Raw genomic sequence first — 4,641 nt, forward strand, 5'->3', positions numbered from 1 at the left:
GTCATTCCTGACAGTGGCGCAAGTTTACAACTTGTGCCTTTCTAATGATCTCAAGGGTTTGCAACCCGGCATAATTAATCGAAAACTCACCGAGTCACAGACTCTCTTTTTCATTTATTAGCCCAAGTCACAGACTTGCGCTAGTTGTGATTCATTGACAATTTCTACCCATCGGCTTTCAACAACATTTGTTTGCCGTACAGGATTTTCTTCAGAGCAGCTAGCTAGAGCAAGTATTAATATGAAGGTTGCTAGTAGTTTCATTGATTTTATAAATAAATATTTCAGTTTAAGTATTTTGGTTAATTGCGCTCATCATCGTTGTCCTTATTGTCATAATAAAGATTTTCAAAGTCTCCATTCTTAACTGACTTAATGAAACATTGATCAAAGTATCTTGCAAATTCTAATTCCGATAGCGATTGAAAATACTCTACTTCTTGTTTATCAACACCACTAAATAAGCTTCCAGTTAAATAACAACTGATTATTGTATCAAGCTGAATCATTGTGTGAGTAGAGTCAATTGATGTTATTTTAACCAGTACTGTTACGTCTGCTTGGTATTCTTCCTGAATATCAAAGTATATATAAAAAAGACTATCCGCTAAATTCTTTTCAATATTGTTACTATTGCTATTTGCAAAATGTAGTGAATTAAAGAGCTGTTTTTTACTAATACCTAGTTCATAAACCTTATTAATGGGCATATTCAATTCAACCTCTTCTCTTGGTAAGGTTGTTGCCCAAATAGCAAACAGACTTAGCAGTCCGATAGGAATGGCTAAAAAATTATGTTTAGCATTTGAAGCTCTTTGATGCTGTAAGTAGTAAAAGGAGATAGGAAGGATTGATAAAGCAAGTAGGTCAGAGTAATCAACAGTTCGATTAAAACCAATTCCAATGTTTTGCGCCCACTCAATAATATCCTGGGATAATGGGGATTTCCAAAAAATAAATAGTAAAGCAGTGCCTAAATAAATAGACTTGCTCCATTTAATTCTGAAGCTTGAAAGAAATAATGGGAAAATAAAGAGCCCAGCAAAATCAGATAGTTTACCCGTCATCCAGTTCGAATATTCATATTTCAGATAAAAGTCGTTTAGAAGAAGTATTCCTAAGGATAAAGTGAAAAGTGGTCTTGATAATATGTCAATTCTAGTGTTTTTCATCTTTTTTAGAATGTAATCTGGTAGTTTACTATAAGTGATTAATTGTTCTAATAAACATACACCATTGCACCTACTTAATTAATAAAGCTATTAGAATAGTTATAAATTAGGGATTGGGTAAAAGAAAAGAGTGAACGCATGACATTCACTCTTTTTGTAATGTCATTCCGGCCTTGAGCCGGAATCTTATTATTTGGTTCGCTTCGAGATTGCGGGTCCCGCCAAAGGTCGGGCAGGCGAGTCCGCAATGACATGCTAAAAAATAATGAGCATACCTGCAATGACAATAGGGTTTATTACAAATCCCTGTTCAGCTCGAATTTTTCTAAGTAATCGGCTACTCTGCGAACTACCATACCACCTAAAGAGCCATCTACAACTCGGTGGTCGTAGCTGTGTGATAAGAACATTTTGTGTCTGATTGCAATAGCATCACCATTTGGTGTTTCGATAACTGCAGGCTTTTTCACAATCGCGCCAAGCGCCAAAATACCTACTTGCGGCTGCATGATAATAGGCGTACCCATTACATTACCAAAAGAACCTACGTTTGAAATGGTAAATGTTCCACCTGATAATTCATCAGGGCTTAATTTATTATCCCTTGCTCTAATGGCCAGATCGTTTACTTTATTAGCCAGACCAGTTAAGTTATATTGGTCGGCATTTTTGATTACCGGCACAATTAAGTTACCAGAAGGTAGTGCCACGGCCATTCCAATATTTATGTCCTTCTTCTTAATAATTCTATCACCATCCACCTGAATGTTGATCATTGGATAGTCTTTAATGGCTTTTACAACCGCTTCTATGAAGATAGGAGTGAAGGTTAAATTACCGCCTTCACGCTTTTTAAATTCGTTTTTATTTCTGTTTCTCCAGAAAACAATGTTGGTTACATCCGCCTCAACAAATGACGTTACGTGCGGAGAAATACGCTTAGAATCCACCATTCGCTCAGCGATCATCTTACGCATTCTGTCCATCTCAATGATTTCGTCTTCCGCACTGATAGATGCCGGAACTAATGGAGCAGACTTAGGTGCAGCAGCTGGATGCGATGTTGGTGCTGGACTACTTGTTTGAGCAGGAGCGGCAGCAGGCTGAGAGCCTCTTGTTTCTAAGTAATTTAAAATATCGTGTTTCGTTACTCTGCCTTCTTTACCTGAACCCGGAACGGTTTCAAGTTCAGCAAGAGCAATGCCTTCTTTCTTAGCAATGTTTTTCACCAATGGTGAGTAAAAACGATCTGAATTCTGATAAGAAACTGACCCGTTAGAACCATTTGATCCTGCAGTAGCAGCCACTGGCTCAGCTTTAGTTTCTTTTGCAGGAGCCGCCTTAGGTTCTTCTTTTGGAGCGGCAGGTGCGTCACCTTCGTCACCATCAGTAGCGATAATGGCAATAGGCTTACCCACTTCTACCACTTCGCCATCTTTGGCCAAGATTTCTTTTAATACACCAGCATGAGTAGAGGGTACTTCCGTATCTACTTTGTCAGTAGCTACTTCCAACACAGACTCATCTTGCTCGATGGTGTCGCCTTCACTTTTTAACCAGGTAAGCACGGTGGCTTCCATAATACTCTCGCCCATTTTGGGCATTAATAGTTCTACTAGTGCCATGTATTAAAAATCTCTTTGATCTGAATTTGACCGCAAATTTAGCATTTTAGTTTTTTATCTCAATCGATTTCGATAAAGTTATCCTGATAAGGTTCATTACAGCAATGGCAGTGGCTTTTATGTTCACTTCCCGGTCTTTCCACAGTTGTAACATCTTTGCCTTCGTCTGTTCGCCATCTGCATAGGCAATCCACACGGTACCCACAGGTTTTTCAGGCGTGCCACCGTCAGGCCCCGCAATACCGCTTATCGCGATACCGATATCTGCATTAAACATCTTTCGCACGTTATTTGACATTTCAATGACGGTTTCTTCGCTTACCGCACCGTGTGCCTTCAGTGTTTCTTCCTTCACACCTAAAACATTGGCTTTCAACTCATTATGATACGGAATGATAGTGCCCTGATAGTACTCAGAACTTCCGGGTATGGAAGTGATTAAATGCGAAACATAACCGCCTGTGCAACTTTCAGCGAAAGCTATTTTACAATTATGCTCTTTTAGCATTTGGCCTACTACGGACTGAATTTCATCTTTATCATAGCCGTAGATGTATTTTCCGGCATACTTATGCAATATTTCAATTTGCTCTTCCACATCTGCTTTCAACTGATCCATATCGCTTCCAATGGCCGTAAGGCGCAATTTTACCTGTCCAAGACTTGGTAAATACGCCAGTTTAATATGTTCGGGTAGTGCTTTTTCCCATTCTCTTATCTCATCGGCCAACCACGACTCACCAATTCCGATGGTTTTGATCACCTTATGAAAAATCATATCAGTTTTATAGAATTTCTGGAGCTTGGGAATGACTGTATCCAGCATCATTTTTTTCATTTCGTGCGGCACACCGGGCATCGAAACAAATACTTTTCCGTTACGCTCCAGCCACATGCCGGGAGCAGTGCCTAAGGTATTACTTACTTTTTCGGCACAGATTGGCAGTTCGGCCTGCTTTTCATTGATAGGTGTAATTTCTTTGCCCTTGCTTCTGAAAAACTCTCGAACTTCTTCAAGCGCTTCCAAATTCATTTTAAGGCCACAATTAAAGTGTTCGGCCAAGAGCGGCTTTGTTAAGTCATCGTTGGTAGGGCCCAGTCCGCCAGTAATTAATATAATATCCGCACGACTCTCTGCTTCTTCAAATGCCTGAAGCATGTCTGATCTATTGTCTCCCACCGTGGTTTTTCTTATTACACGAATACCAACTTTATCCAATTCCTGACTCATCCATTGCGAGTTGGTATCGTTTATTTGTCCGTAGAGAATTTCATCTCCTATAGTTAGTAGTTCAGCTTTAGCGTTTGCCATATGAGCTTAATAATTAAGTAGTTGTAATGAAGTGCCAAATATGCACATGTTTAATAACAACGAATGACCATTAAAAAGTTATTCTTACTCCTAATTTTTAATAATCTTACGATAATAGATTTTTGAATGTGTTTCAATCACCAATTGATAAATTCCGGGTTTTAAATGCTTCAAATTAATGGTATTGCTTGATTGAATAGTGTCAGTAATTTGACGACCCTCCGAATTAAATAGTCGGATACTACTAATTCCTTCTCCCTGAATTGTCAGTAAATCTGATGTTGGGTTAGGATAAATGTTAAACCCTTCTGCTTCATTAGCTAAAGAAGTAATGCTTTCCACCTGATACAAAACAGACGTATTATTGATACACCCTAATTCATCGCGCACCCATAGCTCAATTGTATATTGGCCTATATTAGAAAAATTAAAACTGAAGTTAGGATCAATGCTGATGGTGTCTGATTGCAGAATCCAAACCCATTCAATCGCATTAACTGATTGATCTGTGAAATTGACCTCAGAAGATTCA

Annotated in this window: 5 protein-coding genes; all 5 read right to left on the bottom strand. The window is 38.8% G+C overall.

From position 1 onward, the window contains the following. Nucleotides 1-117: 117 nt before the first annotated feature. Complete coding sequence (locus tag RLO81_RS12555) at nucleotides 118-264, bottom strand: hypothetical protein (protein ID WP_350112020.1); 147 nt, start codon at nucleotides 262-264, stop codon at nucleotides 118-120. Between the two features lie 38 nt (nucleotides 265-302). Continuing rightward, nucleotides 303-1,172: a hypothetical protein gene (locus RLO81_RS12560; RefSeq protein ID WP_350112022.1), complete on the bottom strand. Its 870-nt coding sequence runs from the start codon at nucleotides 1,170-1,172 to the stop codon at nucleotides 303-305. Nucleotides 1,173-1,468: 296 nt separating this feature from the next. Continuing rightward, a complete protein-coding gene (locus RLO81_RS12565) occupies nucleotides 1,469-2,797 on the bottom strand; it encodes a dihydrolipoamide acetyltransferase family protein (RefSeq protein WP_350112024.1) in 1,329 nt (442 codons plus the stop codon). A 46-nt stretch (nucleotides 2,798-2,843) separates the two neighbouring features. Further along, nucleotides 2,844-4,109 (bottom strand): competence/damage-inducible protein A, encoded by a 1,266-nt coding sequence (locus tag RLO81_RS12570; protein WP_350112026.1) that lies wholly within the window; start codon nucleotides 4,107-4,109, stop codon nucleotides 2,844-2,846. A 90-nt stretch (nucleotides 4,110-4,199) separates the two neighbouring features. Next, nucleotides 4,200-4,641 (bottom strand): T9SS type A sorting domain-containing protein (locus tag RLO81_RS12575; protein WP_350112028.1); only part of this gene is annotated, 442 nt, incomplete at its 5' end.

Source organism: Fulvivirga sp. (assembly GCF_040220315.1).
Classification (GTDB): domain Bacteria; phylum Bacteroidota; class Bacteroidia; order Cytophagales; family Cyclobacteriaceae; genus Fulvivirga.